The following is a 13478-nucleotide window of genomic DNA, read 5'->3' as shown; positions in this document are numbered from 1 at the left end:
ATAGCAAGCTGCCGGTTTTTTTTTTATTTACGGATACCTCTGCGTATCCTTTTTTCTTTGCAATTATTATAGATTGCGCTATTATATTTATTAAAGATGGAGGATGTGGTATGAAAGTATTATTAATTAATGGAAGTTTTAGAAGAAATGGCTGTACTTTTACAGCTTTGAATGAAGTTGCTAAAGCATTAAATACTAATGGTATTGATACTGAAATATTTCATATTGGAACAAAAGCTATTAGGGGTTGCATGGGATGTGGTGTTTGCCATGAGAAAGGTGAATGTATAGATAACAGTGATGCTGTTAATGAGTGTTTAAAACTATTTGAAGCTGCTGATGGAATTGTGATAGGAAGTCCTGTTCATTATGCAAGCTCTTCTGGAATGATTGCTTCCTTTATGGATCGTCTATTCTATGCTTCAAGATTCGATAAACGTTTTAAAGTTGGTGCCACTGTAGTTAGTTGTCGCCGAGGCGGTGCCAGTGCTACTTTTGATCAATTAAATAAATATTTTACAATCGCTCAAATGCCGATTGTATCTTCGCAATATTGGAATAGCGTACATGGTAATACACCCGAAGAAGTAAAACAAGATTTTGAAGGAATGCAGACAATGAAAGTATTAGGTAATAATATGGCATTCTTACTCAAAAGTATTGCTTTAGGTAAAGAAAAACATGGTTTACCTGATGCAGAACTAAAAATAGCAACTAATTTTATCAGATAGGAGTATTAGAATGACACGAATTTATTTATTACGTCATGGGCAAACTTTATTTAATCAAAAAAATCTAATCCAAGGAAGTTGTGATTCTAAATTAACAGCTAAAGGAATAGCCCAGGCTAAAGCTGTTAAGGAATATTTAGATACAATAAATTTTGCAGCTGTTTATTGTTCAACAAGTGAAAGGACATTGGATACTGCGACATATGCAACTGGTGGAAAATATCCGATCTACCCATGTAAAGAATTCAAAGAAATTGATTTTGGAGTAGTTGAAGGTGAAGATGGTAGTCAGTTATTTAAAGGAATGAAACATGATAATTTTGTATCATTACTGTTAAATGAAGGATGGACTTCTTTAGAAGGAGAAAGCGGTTTTGATTTTACGAAACGAATTTTCACAAAACTAGATGAGATAACTGCTCAATATCCTGACGAGAATATATTAATTGCGACTCACGGGGGCACGATTTTAAATACAGTAGTTAACATTGACCATAATTTTGTTAATATGGATGGTCCAGCTAATTGCTCGATCACCATTATTGATTGTCATGGTGAATATCGAGTGATTGAATATAACTTACAGGTTGCTCAGTAGATTAAAAATAGCATGATTAAATGAAGAAAAATTAATTAAAATAAATGAAAAAAAGCCTTGCAATAGGGGCTTTTTTTTGTTAAAATACTACCGTTGACGTTGCAAAGATGTGCGAGGTTGCTGAAACACCGAAAGGCGTTGTCATGAAACGGCATGTTTCAGGGAATTCGTATTGAGTAAGTCACATCCTATAAGTTGAAAGGAGAAAAATCATGGCAAATAACAAAATTAGAATTAGATTAAAATCATTTGATCACAAAATTCTAGATAACTCAGCAGAAAAAATTATTGGTGCTGCTAAGAAATCTGGAGCTCAAGTAGTAGGTCCTGTACCTCTACCAACTGAAAAAGAAATTTATACAGTATTAAGAGCGGTTCACAAGTATAAAGATTCTCGTGAACAATTTGAAATCAGAACTCACAAACGTTTAATCGACATTGTGAATCCTACACAAGAAACAGTTGACATTCTAACAAGATTAGAATTACCAAGTGGTGTAGACATCGAAATTAAATTATAAGAAAGGTAAAAGGTGTAACTCATGAAAGGAATCTTAGGTCGTAAGATTGGAATGACTCAAGTCTTCACAACTGATGGTTTATTAATCCCAGTAACTGTAGTAGAAGCTGATGCTAACGTTGTATTACAAAAGAAAACAGTTGCTACTGATGGATATGATGCAATCCAAGTTGGATTCGAAGATAAGAGAGAAAAATTAGCTAATAAAGCTGAATTAGGTATTGTGAAAAAAGCTAACACAGCTCCTAAGCGCTTCATTAAAGAATTTCGTTATGACGAAATGATGAGTTATGAAGTTGGAGATAAAATTACTGTTGATAGCTTCGTAGCAGGTGAAGTTGTAGATGTAACTGGAACTTCTAAAGGTAAAGGTTATCAAGGTGTTATTAAAAGACATGGTCAAAGAATCGGTCCTAAAGGACATGGTTCAGGAGCTCATAGAATTGTTGGTTCAATGGGACCAATCGCTCCAAACAGAATTGCTCCAGGTAAAAAATTACCAGGACAAATGGGACATGTAACAAGAACAGTACAAAACTTAGAAGTGGTAGCTGTTGATGTAGAAAATAATTTATTATTAATCAAAGGGTCAGTACCTGGACCTAAAAAAGGATTAGTAATTGTAAAATCTGGAATTAAAGCAGCTGGTAAAGTAAACGAAGCTCATGAATTAGTAGACTTTACACCAGTAGTAGAAGAAACTAAAGAAGCAGATGCAGCAACTGAAACACCAGTTGAAGCAGCTGAATAATTTAGGGAAGGAGGATTCGATATGCTTACAGTTAAAGTATATAACCAAGAAGGTTCTGAAGTAAAAGATTTAGAATTAAATGAAGCTGTATTTGGGATTGAACCAAATAAACAAGCATTATTTGATATGGTCTTATTACAAAGAGCATCATTAAGACAAGGTACTCATAAAGTAAAAAACCGTACTGAAGTTCGTGGTGGTGGTAAAAAACCATGGCGTCAAAAAGGTACTGGTAGAGCTAGACAAGGATCAATCCGTGCACCACAATGGCGTGGAGGAGGAGTTGTATTTGGTCCAACACCTAGAAGTTATAAATTTAAATTAAATCGTAAAGTTAGAAGATTAGCGCTTAAATCAGCACTATCTACTAAAATTAACGATAATGAATTCATGGCTTTAGAAGCTATTAAATTCGACGCTCCAAAAACAAAAGAAATGGTGAAAGTATTAGCAAATTTAGAAGCACCAGTTAAGACATTGATCGTTGTTGACGAAATTTGTCCAAACGTTGCTAGAAGTGCTAACAACATCCCAGGCGTTAAATTATTAGATGCAAAACATGTAAATGTTTATGATATCTTAAACAGCAACAAGTTAATCATGACTGAAGCTGCTATTAAATCTGTTGAGGAGGTACTAGGATAATGGCACACATTACAGATGTATTAAAAAAACCAGTACTTACTGAAAAAACAATGACTCTTCAAGCAAACGAAAACAAATACACGTTTGATGTAGATGTTAATGCAAATAAAGTTGAAATCAAACAAGCTGTTGAAGCAATGTTTGGTGTGAAAGTTGAAAGTGTTAATGTTATGAACGTTAAACCTAAAACTAAGAGAATGGGTAGATACGAAGGTAAAACTAATCGTAGAAGAAAAGCTATCGTTAAATTAGCTGAAGGTAACGAAATCAATTATTTCGGTGAGGAATAATTAACTAAAATATTGGAATACATAATTCCAGATAACTAGGAGGAAACTAAAGATGGCAATTAAAACTTATAAGCCAGTGACGAATGGTCGTCGTAATATGACTTCATTAACTTATGAAGAAATTACAACAAATAAACCTGAGAAATCTTTAGTTGCAAAAGTAAGCAAAAACGGTGGACGTAATAACCAAGGTGTTATTACAACACGTCATCATGGTGGAGGACATAAACGTAAATATCGTATTATTGACTTCAAACGTAATAAAGATGATATCGTTGGAACTGTAGCAACTATCGAATATGATCCAAATAGATCAGCAAACATCGCATTAATTAACTATGCAGATGGTGAAAAAAGATATATTTTAGCTCCAAAAGGATTAGAAGTTGGAAGTAAGATCGTATCTGGTGAAAACGCAGATATTAAAGTAGGAAATGCTTTACCAATGGGAAATATGCCTGAAGGTACTGTAATCCACAATATCGAAATGCAACCTGGTAAAGGTGGACAAATCGCACGTTCTGCTGGTGTGTCTGCTCAGATCTTAGGTAAAGAAGAAAGATATGTAATCGTAAGATTAGCATCTGGTGAAGTACGTAAATTATTAGCTGTATGTAGAGCTACTGTTGGGGTTGTTGGAAACGAAGACCACGGATTAGTTAACTATGGTAAAGCTGGACGTATGAGATGGAAAGGTGTTAAACCTACAGTACGTGGTTCTGTAATGAACCCTAACGATCACCCTCATGGTGGTGGTGAAGGTAGAACTTCTATCGGACGTAAAGCTCCAATGACACCTTGGGGTAAAAAAGCAATGGGTGTTAAAACTAGAAAAAATAAGAAAGCGTCTACTAAATTAATTGTACGTCGCAGAAATTCTAAATAATAAGAGGAGGAAGAAATAATGGCACGTAGTTTAAAAAAGGGACCATTTGTTGATGGACACTTAATGAAAAAAGTTGAAGCATTAAACGCTGCTGGTAAAAAAGAAGTTATCAAAACTTGGTCTAGACGTTCAACAATCTTCCCTCAATTTATTGAGCATACATTTGCAGTGTATAACGGAAGAGAACATATCCCAGTTTATGTAACTGAAGATATGGTCGGTCATAAATTAGGAGAATTCGCTCCAACAAGAACTTATCACGGTCACGGGGCTGATGATAAAAAAGCTGGAAAATAGAGAGAGGAGATTTTAAAACATGGAAGCAAGAGCACAAGCTAAAATGATTCGTGTTTCACCTCAAAAAGCTCGATTAGTCGTTGACTTAGTGAGAGGGAAGCAAGTAAAAGAAGCACTTGGTATGTTAGAATACGTAAATAAAAGTGCAACTCCTGCAATCATTAAAGTTGTAAAATCTGCTGCACAAAACGCTGTTTATAACGAAGGTGCAGAAGCAGAAAAGTTATATATTAAAGAAATCTATGTAGACGAAGGTCCTACATTAAAAAGATTCGCTGCAAGAGCTAAAGGTAGCGGAACAAGAATTTTAAAAAGAACTAGCCACATCACTTGTGTGGTAGAAGAAAGATAGGAGGTCACATTATGGGTCAAAAAGTAAGTCCAATCGGATTACGAGTTGGTGTTAACCGTAATTGGGATTCAAGATGGTATGCTAACGATCAAGATTTCGCAGGTTTATTACATGAAGATATCAAGATTCGTGAATACCTATTAAAAAAACTTAAGACTGCATCTGTAGCTAAAGTTGAAATCGAAAGATCAAAAAATCGTGTTACTATCTTTGTTCACACATCTAGACCAGGAGTTGTAATCGGTAAAGATGGTGAAGCAGTTGATGCATTAAGAAAAGAAGTTAGTAAAATGGTAAAAGATAAACAAGTGTTTATCAATATTGTGGAAATCAAAAACCCTGATGTTGTAGCACAATTAGTTGCTAATAATATTGCGGAACAATTAGAAAATCGTGCTTCTTTTAGAACAGTTCAAAAACGTGCTATCCAAAGAGCAATGAGAGCTGGAGCTAAAGGAATTAAAACAAGTGTTTCAGGACGTTTAGGTGGAGCTGATATGGCTCGTGCTGAAGGTTACTCTGAAGGGAATGTCCCTCTTCATACTTTAAGAGCTGATATTGATTATGCTACTGCAGAAGCAGATACTACTTATGGTAAATTAGGAGTTAAAGTTTGGATTTGTAAGGGAGAAATCCTTCCTGAAAAGAAGAAAGGGGATAAATAATCATGTTGATGCCTAAAAGAACAAAATACAGAAGACCTCATCGTGTTAAATATGAAGGTAAAGCTAAAGGCGGAACTGAAGTATCATTTGGTGAATATGGTTTACAAGCAACTGAAGGTGCTTGGATCACTTCTCGTCAAATCGAAGCTGCTCGTATTGCTATCAACCGTCGTTTAAACCGTGGTGGACAAGTATGGATTAGAATTTTCCCTCACTTAGCTAAAACTAAAAAACCATTAGAAGTACGTATGGGATCTGGGAAAGGTTCTCCAGAAGAATGGGTAGCAGTTGTTAAAACTGGTCGTGTTCTTTTCGAAGTTGCAGGTGTTGATGAAGAACTTGCTAGAGAAGCTTTAAGACTTGCATCTCATAAATTACCTATTAAATGTAAAATCATTGGAAAGGGTGAATAGTCATGACAGTTCAAGAAATCAAAGAATTAGATAACGCTGCTTTACTTGCTAAAGTAGAAGAATACAAAAAAGAGCTATTTGGACTTCGTTTCCAACAAGCTACAGGAAGTTTAGAAAACACAGCACGTATTAGAACGGTTCGTAAATCTATCGCTAGAATTAAAACAATTATTAGAGAAAGAGAATTGAACCAATAGGAGGAGATACAATGGAAAGAAACAATCGTAAAGTTTATACTGGTACAGTTGTATCTACTAAAATGGATAAAACTATTACAGTGCAAGTAGAAACACATGTAAAACATAAATTATATGGTAAACGTATGAAATCAACAACTAAGTTTCATGCCCATGATGAAGAAAATATCGCTAGTGTTGGCGATACAGTAAAAATCATGTCAACAAGACCATTATCTGCAACAAAACGTTTCCGTTTAGTAGAAATCGTTAAAAAAGCAGAAACTGTTTAATATATATTAAAACTCTAAAAGGAGGTAACCAAGAATGATCCAAAACGAAAGTAGACTTAAAGTCGCTGACAACACTGGAGCTAAAGAAGTATTAGTAATCCGTAATTTAGGTGGTTCTAATCGTAAATTTAGTAACATCGGTGATGTTGTTGTAGCAACAGTTAAACAGGCAGCACCAGGTGGTTCAGTAAAAAAAGGTGAAGTAGTAAGAGCGGTTATCGTAAGAAGTAGATATGGAGTCGGAAGAGAAAACGGTTCTTATATTAAATTTGATGACAACGCTTGTGTAATTATAAAAGAAGATAAATCTCCAAAAGGGACTCGTATCTTCGGACCAGTTGCAAGAGAGTTAAGAGATGCTGATTTCATGAAAATCGTATCATTAGCTCCAGAAGTATTATAGGAGGAACTTAAAACATGAAAATCCGTGTAGGTGATACTGTAGAAGTTATCGCAGGTAAAGATAAAGGAAAACAAGGTGAAGTGTTACAAGTTCTTGCAAAACAAGACAAAGTAATCGTTGAAGGAGTTAATACTGTAACTAAACATATTAAACCTTCACAAGCAGATCCTGAAGGTGGAATTGTAACAAGAGAAGCTCCTATTCATGTTTCTAATGTTGCATTCTATGATTCAAAAGCTAAAGCTCCTGTTAAACTTGGATATAAAATCGTTGAAAAAGACGGTAAGAAAACAAAAGTTCGAGTTAACAAAAAAACTGGAGCAGAAGTAGATAAAAAGAAAAAGAAATAATGGAGGAGGATAAAGAATGAACCGTTTAATGGAACGTTATCAAAACGACGTAGTAAAATCATTGGTAGAAAAATTCAATTATTCTTCTAGCATGCAAGCTCCAAAGGTTGAAAAAATCGTTTTAAATATCGGTGTTGGTGATGCAGTTTCTAACTCTAAATTATTAGATGAAGCTGTTAATGAATTAACATTAATTACTGGACAAAAACCAGTTATCACTAGAGCTAAAAAATCAATCGCTGGATTTAAATTACGTGAAGGTGCTCCAATCGGATGTAAGGTAACTTTACGTGGTGAAAGAATGTATGAATTTTTAGATAAATTAGTAAATATCTCATTGCCACGTGTAAGAGATTTTAGAGGTGTATCAAATAACTCATTTGATGGAAGAGGAAATTACACTTTAGGTATTAAAGAACAATTAATTTTCCCAGAAATCAATTTCGATAAAGTAAACAAATTAAGAGGAATGGATATCGTATTCGTAACTACAGCTAAGAGCGATGAAGAAGGTCGCGAGTTATTAGCTCAATTAGGAATGCCGTTCAAGAAATAAGGAGGACTCACAAAAATATGGCAAAAACATCAATGAAAGTGAAACAACAACGTCCTCAAAAATACAAAGTGCGTGAATACACACGTTGTGAACGTTGTGGAAGACCACATTCAGTAATTAGAAAATTCAAACTTTGTAGAATTTGCTTCCGCGAATTAGCTTACAAAGGTGAAATTCCAGGTGTAAAGAAAGCAAGCTGGTAATTAGATTTTATCCAGATGGAAGGAGGATTAGCAAATGGTTATGACAGATCCAATTGCAGATATGTTAACAAGAATCCGTAATGCAAATAGACAACATCACGAAACAGTAATGGTGCCTGCATCAAAATTAAAAGCTGATATTGCTGAAATTTTGAAAAACGAAGGATTCATTAAAGGATATAAAGTTGAGGGCGAAGGTCCAATCAAAAACATTAATATCACTTTAAAATATAGAGGAAATGATAGAGTAATCACTGATTTAAAAAGAATTTCTAAACCAGGATTACGTGTATATGCTAAAGTAAACGAAATTCCTAAAGTATTAAATGGTTTAGGTATCGTAATCTTATCAACTTCTCAAGGTTTGATGACAGATAAAGAAGCTCGCGCTAAACAAGTTGGTGGCGAAGTTCTTGCATATATTTGGTAATAAAAAATACAATTCAGGAGGTGCAAACTGATGTCTCGTGTCGGTAATAAAATTATTAATGTACCTGAAGGAGTTACAGTTGATATCGCTGCTGATAATACAGTAACTGTTACAGGAGCTAAAGGGACTTTAGTAAGACAATTTTCACCAGTAATTACAATTAACAAAGAAGATAATGTAATCACTGTTGCTAGAAGTAGTGAACAAAAAACTCATAAACAATTACATGGTACAACAAGAGCATTGCTTGCAAACATGATTGAAGGAGTTCATGAAGGATTCAAAAAACAATTAGAAATAGTTGGGATTGGATATCGTGGACAAATGAAAGGGAATACTTTAGTGTTAAACATTGGATATTCTCATCAAGTAGAGATTGAAGCTGAAGAAGGAGTTACAATTGAAACTCCTAACAATACAACAATCGTTGTATCTGGAATCTCAAAAGAACGTGTTGGTCAAGTTGCTGCTCAAATTAGAGAAGTAAGAAAACCAGAACCTTATAAAGGTAAAGGGATTAAATATAGTGATGAAAGAATCATCAGAAAAGAAGGAAAAACTGCTGGTAAGAAGTAGTTTCGAAAGGAGCAAAATAAGATGTCAAAATTACAATCTCGTAATGATGTTCGTTTAAAAAGACATGCTAGAGTTCGTGCTAAAATCAGTGGAACTCCTGAATGCCCACGTTTAAACGTGTTCCGTTCAAATGCTCATATTCATGCGCAAGTTATTGATGATGTTAACGGTGTTACTTTAGCAAGTGCATCTAGTGTTGATATGAAATTAGAAAACGGTTCTAACATCGCTGCTGCAACTGCAGTAGGTAAAGCTGTTGGAGAAGCGGCAATCGCAAAGAATATCAAAAAAGTAGTATTTGATCGTGGTGGATACGTTTATCATGGTCGTGTAAAAGCCCTAGCTGAAGCTGCTAGAGAAGCTGGATTAGAATTCTAGAAGGAGGTCAATATGGAACAACGTAAACCAAGAAACAATGGACCAAGAAACAACGGACCTAGAAGAGGTCAAAGAAACAATGGACCTAGAAGAGAAGAAAAAGAATTTGAAGAACGTGTTGTTACTATTAACCGTGTAACTAAAGTAGTAAAAGGTGGGCGTAAATTCCGCTTTGCTGCATTAGTTGTAATCGGAGATAGAAAAGGTAGAGTTGGTTTCGGTACTGGTAAAGCAAACGAAGTACCTGATGCAATCAGAAAAGCTTCTGAAAATGCAAAAAGAAATGTTATCAACGTTCCTTCAGTTCATGGAACTATTCCTCATGAAGTTACTGGTATTTATGGATCAGGTAGAGTATTTATTAAACCTGCTTCTCAAGGTACTGGAATCATCGCTGGGGGACCAGTTCGTGCTGTTGTAGAATTAGCTGGTTATAGTGATATTTTATCTAAATCTTTAGGTTCTAGAACACCTATTAACATGGTTAGAGCTACAATGGAAGGTTTAGCTTCATTAAAAACTGTAAACCAAGTTGCTGAATTAAGAGATAAAAAAGTAGAAGAAATTTTTGGATAGGAGGGCGTAAAAAATGGCAAAAACAGTTATGATTACGCTTAAAAAAAGTCCAATTGGTTGTTTACCAAAACAACGGGCTACTCTTAAAGCGTTAGGTTTAACAAAAGTAAATAAAACCGTAGAAAAAGAAAACAACGAATTCATTCAAGGAATGATCAAAGTTGTTGGACACCTAATTAAAGTAGAAGAAAAATAGGGAGGTGTAAACTAATGAAACTACACGAATTACAATACACTGAAGGTGCTCGTAAAACAAGAAAACGTGTTGGACGTGGTACAAGTTCTGGTACTGGTAAAACTGCTGGTAGAGGACAAAAAGGGCAAGGCGCTAGATCTGGTGGTGGAAAGAAACCTGGATTCGAAGGGGGACAAACTCCATTATTCATGCGTTTACCAAAACGTGGATTTACAAACTTTAATAAATTAGAATACGCTATTGTTAATTTAGATCAGTTAAATACTTTTGAAGCAGGGACTGTTGTATGTCCTAAAGCATTAAAAGAAGCTGGGTTAATCAAAAAAGAATTAGATGGTGTTAAAGTATTAGGTAATGGAACTTTAGAAAAAGCTATTACTGTAAAAGCTCATAAGTTTTCTAAATCTGCTCTTGCCGCAATCGAAGCTGCAGGTGGAAAAACCGAGGTGATCTAAGATGTTTACATTTTTGAAAAATGTTTTCAAAAAAGGTGAACTTCGTCAAAAAGTAATTTTCACTCTGGGGATTCTATTTGTTTATCGTCTGGGAGCTGCAATTACTATTCCGAGTGTCAACACTGGAGCATTAAGTTCTAGTGATGCCACTAATGGGATTTTTGGGATTATGAACTTACTAGGTGGGGGAACATTAGAGAGATTCTCTCTATTCTCGCTAGGAGTTTCACCTTACATCACTTCTTCAATCATTATTGAATTATTGTCAATGGATGTTATTCCGGCATTGAGCCAATGGCGTAAAGAAGGTAATACCGGTAAAAAGAAAAAAGACCGGGTTACAAGATATGTAACATTATTCTTAGCAGCATTACAAGGTGGCGTATTAACTTACGCTTTCGATAATGGATACAAGATTCTTGCAGATTCTAGTATCTGGACATATATCTATGTTGTCTTAATTATGATGGCAGGTAGTATGTTAGCAGTATGGTTAGGGGATCAAATTACAAATAAAGGGATTGGTAATGGGGTATCATTATTAATCTTCACTGGGATTGTTTCAAACTTACCGAGCAGTTTTATTTCAACTTTCAACAACTTAGTTGATACTTCTGGTAAAGCTGGGGATATGTGGCTTGGAATTGCCTGGTATGCATTATTTGTGGTAGTTTATCTTTCAATCGTGATCTTTGTTGTTTTCAATGAAGGTGCCGTTAGAAAAATACCAATAATTTATGCAACAAGCTCTAATACAACAATGAGAACTAAAGATCAAACTCATATGCCTATTAAAATTAATAGTTCAGGGGTTATTCCAGTTATCTTTGCTTCATCAGTATTAGCAGCACCAAGAACAGTAGTTAGTTTTATGGAAACTAGCGATGTTACTAAATGGATCAATACAATCTTTAATTATCAAGAACCAGTTGGATTCGTCTTATATATCTTGATGATTATTGGATTTACATTCTTTTATTCTAACTTACAAATTGATGCTGAAAAAATCAGTGATGATTTAAAGAAAAACGGTGGAGCAATTCCGGGAGTTAGAACTGGAGTTGATACAATGAAACACATTAAGACAATTTTAAACAGAGTAACTGTGGTAGGATCATTATCGTTATGTATCATTGCAGCAATTCCAATTATTACACCAGTTATCTGGTCACAAACAGCAAACGCATCTTTATCACTTGGTGGTACAGGTTTAATCATCGTTACTGGGGTTGCACTAGAAACTGTAAAACAAATTAAAACTCATATTACAAGAAAAGAATATCACGGTTATATTCGTCGATAGTATAAGAAAGAAGGGGCAATTATATGAACATTATTCTAATGGGGCCACCTGGAGCGGGAAAAGGTACTCAAGCAGCTAATTTAGTGAAAGAGTATGGACTTACTCACATTTCAACAGGAGACATTTTTAGAAAAGCACTTAAGGAGCAAACTAAATATGGAGTTATTGCAAAATACTTCATGCAATTTGGTCACTTAGTTCCTGATGATTATACTATTCAAATGGTTAGAGAATATCTTCAAGAAAATGAATTTCCAAATGGATTTATTCTTGATGGTTTCCCTCGTACTATTATTCAAGCTCGTGAGTTAGAAAGTATTGCTAAAGAATTTGGATTTGAAATTGATGCCGTAATCAATTTAGATATCGAATTAGATCGTTTAGTACCAAGACTTTCTGGAAGAAGAACTTGTAAAGAATGTGGTGCAAGTTACCACATCGAATATAATCCACCTAAAGTTGAAGGGGTATGTGATGTTTGTGGTGGTGAGTTGTATCAACGGCCTGATGAAAGCGAAGATGCTGTAAAAGTCAGACTGGATACTTATGAAAAACAAACAAGTCCTTTAATTGATTATTATACAATGAAAGGACAAATCACTAATATAAATGGTGATCAATCTATGGAAGACGTCTTTAAGGATATCAAAGCTAGCCTGGAGGTTAAATAATGATTGTTACTAAAGACCGTAGAGAAATTGAATTGATGGCTGAAGCTGGAAGAATTGTTGCATTAGTGCATGAAAAGCTTAAAGAAGTTATTGTCCCAGGAATTACGACAAAACAAATTGATGAGATTTGCGAAAAAGTGATTCGTGATAATAATGCAACTCCTTCATTTCTTCACTTATATGGATTTCCAAACAGTGTTTGTACTTCAATTAATGAAGTAGTCGTACATGGAATTCCTAGTGATCGAAAATTAGAAGAAGGTGACATCATTTCAGTTGATGTTGGGGCTTGTTATAAAGGATATCACGGAGATAGCGCGTGGACTTATGCAGTCGGTAAAATCAGCGATGAAGCTAAACGGCTGATGGAAGTTTGTGAAGCTTCATTATACGCTGGATTAGAACAGGTTAAACCTGGTAATCGCTTATCAGATATTTCTCACGCTGTGCAAGTATACCTTGAAGATCATGGATGTACTACACCGTTAGATTATACAGGGCATGGGATTGGTACTGAGGTACATGAAGATCCTGCTGTTCCTAATTATGGTCAAGCTGGTCGTGGTCCAAGACTTAAAGCAGGTATGACACTTGCAATCGAACCGATGGCACATCTAGGTGGATGTGAAACGGAAGTATTACAAGATGATTGGACAGTTGTAACAAAAGACCGCTCTTTAGCGGCTCATTATGAACATACGATCGTCATTACTGATGACGGGTATGAAATCTTAACAAAACTTTAATTTAAGGGAGTTGAAAAC

26 protein-coding genes are annotated in these 13478 nt (G+C 35.0%); all 26 read left to right on the top strand.

Features of this window, described 5'->3' with window-relative positions; all coding sequences use genetic code 11:
- The first annotated feature begins 110 nt into the window (after window positions 1–110).
- The 26 genes from KSU54_RS01355 to map all read left to right on the top strand — a co-directional run bounded on the left by KSU54_RS01355 (window position 111) and on the right by map (window position 13460).
- Entirely contained in the window at window positions 111–731 is a 621-nt protein-coding gene (locus KSU54_RS01355) for a flavodoxin family protein (RefSeq protein ID WP_003536800.1), read from the top strand.
- Window positions 732–741: 10 nt separating this feature from the next.
- Window positions 742–1329 (top strand): histidine phosphatase family protein, encoded by a 588-nt coding sequence (locus KSU54_RS01350; RefSeq protein ID WP_003536803.1) that lies wholly within the window; start codon window positions 742–744, stop codon window positions 1327–1329.
- A 212-nt stretch (window positions 1330–1541) separates the two neighbouring features.
- On the top strand, window positions 1542–1850 hold the full coding sequence (rpsJ, locus tag KSU54_RS01345) for a 30S ribosomal protein S10 (RefSeq protein ID WP_003536806.1): 309 nt from the start codon (window positions 1542–1544) through the stop codon (window positions 1848–1850).
- Between the two features lie 21 nt (window positions 1851–1871).
- Window positions 1872–2600, top strand: a complete 729-nt coding sequence (gene rplC, locus KSU54_RS01340; protein WP_003536808.1) for a 50S ribosomal protein L3 — start codon at window positions 1872–1874, stop codon at window positions 2598–2600.
- Window positions 2601–2621: 21 nt separating this feature from the next.
- Window positions 2622–3245 carry a 50S ribosomal protein L4 gene (gene rplD, locus KSU54_RS01335; protein WP_003536810.1) on the top strand — a complete coding sequence of 208 codons (624 nt, stop codon included), beginning with the start codon at window positions 2622–2624 and terminating at the stop codon, window positions 3243–3245.
- Window positions 3245–3535, top strand: coding sequence for a 50S ribosomal protein L23 (rplW, locus tag KSU54_RS01330; protein WP_003536811.1), 291 nt, complete (start codon window positions 3245–3247; stop codon window positions 3533–3535). The genes rplD and rplW overlap by 1 nt, the downstream gene beginning before the upstream one ends.
- Before the next feature lie 52 nt (window positions 3536–3587).
- Window positions 3588–4421: a 50S ribosomal protein L2 gene (rplB, locus tag KSU54_RS01325; protein WP_003536814.1), complete on the top strand. Its 834-nt coding sequence runs from the start codon at window positions 3588–3590 to the stop codon at window positions 4419–4421.
- A gap of 18 nt (window positions 4422–4439) precedes the next feature.
- Complete coding sequence (gene rpsS / locus KSU54_RS01320) at window positions 4440–4718, top strand: 30S ribosomal protein S19 (protein WP_003536816.1); 279 nt, start codon at window positions 4440–4442, stop codon at window positions 4716–4718.
- A gap of 19 nt (window positions 4719–4737) precedes the next feature.
- Window positions 4738–5070 (top strand): 50S ribosomal protein L22, encoded by a 333-nt coding sequence (gene rplV / locus KSU54_RS01315; RefSeq protein WP_003536817.1) that lies wholly within the window; start codon window positions 4738–4740, stop codon window positions 5068–5070.
- Between the two features lie 11 nt (window positions 5071–5081).
- On the top strand, window positions 5082–5735 hold the full coding sequence (gene rpsC / locus KSU54_RS01310; protein WP_003536818.1) for a 30S ribosomal protein S3: 654 nt from the start codon (window positions 5082–5084) through the stop codon (window positions 5733–5735).
- A gap of 2 nt (window positions 5736–5737) precedes the next feature.
- Entirely contained in the window at window positions 5738–6148 is a 411-nt protein-coding gene (gene rplP, locus KSU54_RS01305) for a 50S ribosomal protein L16 (protein ID WP_003536819.1), read from the top strand.
- 2 nt (window positions 6149–6150) lie between these two features.
- Window positions 6151–6345: a 50S ribosomal protein L29 gene (gene rpmC, locus KSU54_RS01300; RefSeq protein WP_003536820.1), complete on the top strand. Its 195-nt coding sequence runs from the start codon at window positions 6151–6153 to the stop codon at window positions 6343–6345.
- Between the two features lie 11 nt (window positions 6346–6356).
- Window positions 6357–6617: a 30S ribosomal protein S17 gene (rpsQ, locus tag KSU54_RS01295; protein WP_003536821.1), complete on the top strand. Its 261-nt coding sequence runs from the start codon at window positions 6357–6359 to the stop codon at window positions 6615–6617.
- Window positions 6618–6651: 34 nt separating this feature from the next.
- Window positions 6652–7020 carry a 50S ribosomal protein L14 gene (gene rplN, locus KSU54_RS01290; protein WP_003536822.1) on the top strand — a complete coding sequence of 123 codons (369 nt, stop codon included), beginning with the start codon at window positions 6652–6654 and terminating at the stop codon, window positions 7018–7020.
- A gap of 14 nt (window positions 7021–7034) precedes the next feature.
- Window positions 7035–7370, top strand: a complete 336-nt coding sequence (gene rplX, locus KSU54_RS01285; RefSeq protein ID WP_003536823.1) for a 50S ribosomal protein L24 — start codon at window positions 7035–7037, stop codon at window positions 7368–7370.
- Between the two features lie 16 nt (window positions 7371–7386).
- Window positions 7387–7926 (top strand): 50S ribosomal protein L5, encoded by a 540-nt coding sequence (gene rplE, locus KSU54_RS01280; RefSeq protein ID WP_008793116.1) that lies wholly within the window; start codon window positions 7387–7389, stop codon window positions 7924–7926.
- A 17-nt stretch (window positions 7927–7943) separates the two neighbouring features.
- Window positions 7944–8129 (top strand): type Z 30S ribosomal protein S14, encoded by a 186-nt coding sequence (locus KSU54_RS01275; protein WP_003536834.1) that lies wholly within the window; start codon window positions 7944–7946, stop codon window positions 8127–8129.
- A 34-nt stretch (window positions 8130–8163) separates the two neighbouring features.
- Window positions 8164–8559 (top strand): 30S ribosomal protein S8, encoded by a 396-nt coding sequence (rpsH, locus tag KSU54_RS01270; RefSeq protein ID WP_003536835.1) that lies wholly within the window; start codon window positions 8164–8166, stop codon window positions 8557–8559.
- A gap of 30 nt (window positions 8560–8589) precedes the next feature.
- The gene (rplF, locus tag KSU54_RS01265; protein WP_003536836.1) at window positions 8590–9135 is read left to right on the top strand and encodes a 50S ribosomal protein L6; all 546 of its coding nucleotides are present in this window, start codon (window positions 8590–8592) and stop codon (window positions 9133–9135) included.
- A gap of 21 nt (window positions 9136–9156) precedes the next feature.
- Window positions 9157–9513: a 50S ribosomal protein L18 gene (gene rplR, locus KSU54_RS01260; protein ID WP_003536837.1), complete on the top strand. Its 357-nt coding sequence runs from the start codon at window positions 9157–9159 to the stop codon at window positions 9511–9513.
- Between the two features lie 12 nt (window positions 9514–9525).
- Complete coding sequence (gene rpsE / locus KSU54_RS01255) at window positions 9526–10089, top strand: 30S ribosomal protein S5 (protein WP_003536838.1); 564 nt, start codon at window positions 9526–9528, stop codon at window positions 10087–10089.
- Between the two features lie 13 nt (window positions 10090–10102).
- Window positions 10103–10285: a 50S ribosomal protein L30 gene (gene rpmD, locus KSU54_RS01250; RefSeq protein ID WP_003536841.1), complete on the top strand. Its 183-nt coding sequence runs from the start codon at window positions 10103–10105 to the stop codon at window positions 10283–10285.
- A 14-nt stretch (window positions 10286–10299) separates the two neighbouring features.
- A complete protein-coding gene (gene rplO / locus KSU54_RS01245; protein ID WP_003536843.1) occupies window positions 10300–10740 on the top strand; it encodes a 50S ribosomal protein L15 in 441 nt (146 codons plus the stop codon).
- Between the two features lies 1 nt (window position 10741).
- Complete coding sequence (gene secY / locus KSU54_RS01240) at window positions 10742–12043, top strand: preprotein translocase subunit SecY (protein ID WP_003536845.1); 1302 nt, start codon at window positions 10742–10744, stop codon at window positions 12041–12043.
- A gap of 23 nt (window positions 12044–12066) precedes the next feature.
- The gene (locus tag KSU54_RS01235) at window positions 12067–12714 is read left to right on the top strand and encodes an adenylate kinase (protein ID WP_003536847.1); all 648 of its coding nucleotides are present in this window, start codon (window positions 12067–12069) and stop codon (window positions 12712–12714) included.
- The gene (map, locus tag KSU54_RS01230) at window positions 12714–13460 is read left to right on the top strand and encodes a type I methionyl aminopeptidase (protein ID WP_003536849.1); all 747 of its coding nucleotides are present in this window, start codon (window positions 12714–12716) and stop codon (window positions 13458–13460) included. Before KSU54_RS01235 ends, map begins: the two co-directional genes overlap by 1 nt.
- Window positions 13461–13478: the final 18 nt, after the last annotated feature.

Origin of the sequence: Erysipelatoclostridium sp. MSK.23.31 (assembly GCF_019125875.1) — a bacterium.
GTDB lineage: Bacteria > Bacillota_I > Bacilli_A > Erysipelotrichales > Coprobacillaceae > Thomasclavelia > Thomasclavelia ramosa.
Note: the sequence above shows the minus strand (reverse complement) of the source record. Positions and strands in the feature narration are given on the sequence as shown.

Excerpts from the sequence above, each read along its gene's own strand:
- KSU54_RS01355 (WP_003536800.1), top strand. The coding sequence starts at position 111 with ATGAAAGTATTATTAATTAATGGAAGTTTTAGAAGAAATGGCTGTACT.
- KSU54_RS01350 (WP_003536803.1), top strand. The coding sequence starts at position 742 with ATGACACGAATTTATTTATTACGTCATGGGCAAACTTTATTTAATCAA.
- rpsJ (WP_003536806.1), top strand. The coding sequence starts at position 1,542 with ATGGCAAATAACAAAATTAGAATTAGATTAAAATCATTTGATCACAAA.
- rplC (WP_003536808.1), top strand. The coding sequence starts at position 1,872 with ATGAAAGGAATCTTAGGTCGTAAGATTGGAATGACTCAAGTCTTCACA.
- rplD (WP_003536810.1), top strand. The coding sequence starts at position 2,622 with ATGCTTACAGTTAAAGTATATAACCAAGAAGGTTCTGAAGTAAAAGAT.
- rplW (WP_003536811.1), top strand. The coding sequence starts at position 3,245 with ATGGCACACATTACAGATGTATTAAAAAAACCAGTACTTACTGAAAAA.
- rplB (WP_003536814.1), top strand. The coding sequence starts at position 3,588 with ATGGCAATTAAAACTTATAAGCCAGTGACGAATGGTCGTCGTAATATG.
- rpsS (WP_003536816.1), top strand. The coding sequence starts at position 4,440 with ATGGCACGTAGTTTAAAAAAGGGACCATTTGTTGATGGACACTTAATG.
- rplV (WP_003536817.1), top strand. The coding sequence starts at position 4,738 with ATGGAAGCAAGAGCACAAGCTAAAATGATTCGTGTTTCACCTCAAAAA.
- rpsC (WP_003536818.1), top strand. The coding sequence starts at position 5,082 with ATGGGTCAAAAAGTAAGTCCAATCGGATTACGAGTTGGTGTTAACCGT.
- rplP (WP_003536819.1), top strand. The coding sequence starts at position 5,738 with ATGTTGATGCCTAAAAGAACAAAATACAGAAGACCTCATCGTGTTAAA.
- rpmC (WP_003536820.1), top strand. The coding sequence starts at position 6,151 with ATGACAGTTCAAGAAATCAAAGAATTAGATAACGCTGCTTTACTTGCT.
- rpsQ (WP_003536821.1), top strand. The coding sequence starts at position 6,357 with ATGGAAAGAAACAATCGTAAAGTTTATACTGGTACAGTTGTATCTACT.
- rplN (WP_003536822.1), top strand. The coding sequence starts at position 6,652 with ATGATCCAAAACGAAAGTAGACTTAAAGTCGCTGACAACACTGGAGCT.
- rplX (WP_003536823.1), top strand. The coding sequence starts at position 7,035 with ATGAAAATCCGTGTAGGTGATACTGTAGAAGTTATCGCAGGTAAAGAT.
- rplE (WP_008793116.1), top strand. The coding sequence starts at position 7,387 with ATGAACCGTTTAATGGAACGTTATCAAAACGACGTAGTAAAATCATTG.
- KSU54_RS01275 (WP_003536834.1), top strand. The coding sequence starts at position 7,944 with ATGGCAAAAACATCAATGAAAGTGAAACAACAACGTCCTCAAAAATAC.
- rpsH (WP_003536835.1), top strand. The coding sequence starts at position 8,164 with ATGGTTATGACAGATCCAATTGCAGATATGTTAACAAGAATCCGTAAT.
- rplF (WP_003536836.1), top strand. The coding sequence starts at position 8,590 with ATGTCTCGTGTCGGTAATAAAATTATTAATGTACCTGAAGGAGTTACA.
- rplR (WP_003536837.1), top strand. The coding sequence starts at position 9,157 with ATGTCAAAATTACAATCTCGTAATGATGTTCGTTTAAAAAGACATGCT.
- rpsE (WP_003536838.1), top strand. The coding sequence starts at position 9,526 with ATGGAACAACGTAAACCAAGAAACAATGGACCAAGAAACAACGGACCT.
- rpmD (WP_003536841.1), top strand. The coding sequence starts at position 10,103 with ATGGCAAAAACAGTTATGATTACGCTTAAAAAAAGTCCAATTGGTTGT.
- rplO (WP_003536843.1), top strand. The coding sequence starts at position 10,300 with ATGAAACTACACGAATTACAATACACTGAAGGTGCTCGTAAAACAAGA.
- secY (WP_003536845.1), top strand. The coding sequence starts at position 10,742 with ATGTTTACATTTTTGAAAAATGTTTTCAAAAAAGGTGAACTTCGTCAA.
- KSU54_RS01235 (WP_003536847.1), top strand. The coding sequence starts at position 12,067 with ATGAACATTATTCTAATGGGGCCACCTGGAGCGGGAAAAGGTACTCAA.
- map (WP_003536849.1), top strand. The coding sequence starts at position 12,714 with ATGATTGTTACTAAAGACCGTAGAGAAATTGAATTGATGGCTGAAGCT.